Below are 1,537 nucleotides of genomic sequence, written 5' to 3'. Positions count from 1 at the left end.
GAGGACTTTGGGTCCCCCGTCCTCGTCCCTGGAATGCTTCGTCGGGACTCCGGTACCCGCGGGACGAGGCTTGGCGCGGCGGGCCGGATGTGGCCGATGTTTCCTCGGCCGGTGACGACGGTAACGGTCCGAGGCCGCAGTGTCACCATTTGATAACGCGGAGTGTCTTCGCCTGTTGCGGGGCCTCATTGGGCGCGCAGGGACTCTTCCCAGCTAGTGGCGACAAGACGTCCGTATCGCCGAGCCGTTGCCCTTCCGTTACCGAGCCGTTATGTGAGGAAGCTCACATCACTGGGGAGCGTCGACGATGTCCTTGCCGAGGGGCATGAGCGAGATGGGGATCATCTTGAGATTTGCGACCGCGAGCGGGATACCGATGATCGTGATCGCCATGGCGATTGCCGTCACGACGTGCCCGATCGCGAGCCACAGACCAGCGATGACGAACCAGATGACGTTGCCGATCAGCGAGGCCACACCGGCCGTCGGCTTGTCGACCACCGTCTTGCCGAACGGCCACAGTGCGTAGACGCCGACCCGGAACGACGCGATGCCGAACGGGATCGTAATGATCAGGATGCAGCAGAGGATTCCGGCGACGAAGTACCCCAGCGCCAGCCACAGACCGCCGAAGATCAGCCAGATGATGTTGAGCAGAATTCTCATGATCGTCCCATCGGTCGGTGGTCGGATGTGTCAGCGCGAGCGTCGGCCCTGCCTCAGTGCCGCGACGATTCCGAGAAGGAAGCCGATCGGGCACGCCAGGGCGATGAGATAGAGAACGAGGCCCGGTTCGGAATCGGAGAGCACCGGGGTCAGGAAGATCGCCACGATCGCGACGAAGCCGATCGCGAAGAGGGCGAGTGCGACGCGCAGGAGTCCGTCGCCCCTCCGGGGTGTCTGAGGAGTGCTCGAAGGAGTCGGTTCGTGGGCCACACCAGCAACGATAGTGCCTGGAAACCCGGATGCCGGAGGGGGTCTGTCCAAGGTAGACTGTGGGCACTGCGCGTCCCGCACCAGAGGTGGGGCGCGCTGTTTTGCATACCAAGTGCAACCAACTGCACTCCAAGTGATGAGCGGGTGAACGCGGTGCCGACCGGCAAGGTGAAGTGGTACGACGTCGAAAAGGGCTTCGGCTTTCTGTCGCAGGAAGAAGGGGAGGACGTCTATGTGCGTTCGTCCGCTCTTCCCGAGGGCGTCGAGGGCCTCAAGGCCGGCCAGCGTGTCGAGTTCGGCATGGCCGCCGGTCGACGCGGCCCCCAGGCTCTGAGCCTGAAGGTGCTCGACCCGGCGCCGTCGCTGCGTCAGAACGCCGCGCGCAAGGAGCCGTCCGCCAAGAAGCACACGCCGGACGAACTCCACGGCATGGTCGAGGACATGATCACGCTGCTCGAGGCGAAGGTCCAGCCCGACCTGCGCAAGGGCAAGTACCCGGACCGCAAGACCGCCCAGCGCATCTCCGAGGTGGTCCGCGCCGTCGCGCGCGAGCTCGACAGCTGATTCGACGAACGACGAGAAGGGCCTCCGCGCATCGGTG

3 protein-coding genes are annotated in these 1,537 nt (G+C 64.7%); 1 reads left to right on the top strand and 2 read right to left on the bottom strand.

Annotation, left to right across the window (positions count from 1 at the left end; translation table 11 throughout):
* Positions 1–288: 288 nt before the first annotated feature.
* Positions 289–666, bottom strand: a complete 378-nt coding sequence (locus G9373_RS45225; RefSeq protein WP_005244158.1) for a YccF domain-containing protein — start codon at positions 664–666, stop codon at positions 289–291.
* 30 nt (positions 667–696) lie between these two features.
* On the bottom strand, positions 697–936 hold the full coding sequence (locus tag G9373_RS45220; protein ID WP_005255274.1) for a hypothetical protein: 240 nt from the start codon (positions 934–936) through the stop codon (positions 697–699).
* Positions 937–1,089: 153 nt separating this feature from the next.
* Between G9373_RS45220 and G9373_RS45215 the strand changes: the two genes are divergently transcribed.
* Positions 1,090–1,500 carry a cold-shock protein gene (locus tag G9373_RS45215; RefSeq protein ID WP_005255275.1) on the top strand — a complete coding sequence of 137 codons (411 nt, stop codon included), beginning with the start codon at positions 1,090–1,092 and terminating at the stop codon, positions 1,498–1,500.
* Positions 1,501–1,537: the final 37 nt, after the last annotated feature.

The sequence above is a fragment of the Rhodococcus sp. A14 genome, assembly GCF_011603105.1.
Taxonomy (GTDB): Bacteria; Actinomycetota; Actinomycetes; order Mycobacteriales; family Mycobacteriaceae; genus Rhodococcus_F; species Rhodococcus_F opacus.
Note: the sequence above shows the minus strand (reverse complement) of the source record. Positions and strands in the feature narration are given on the sequence as shown.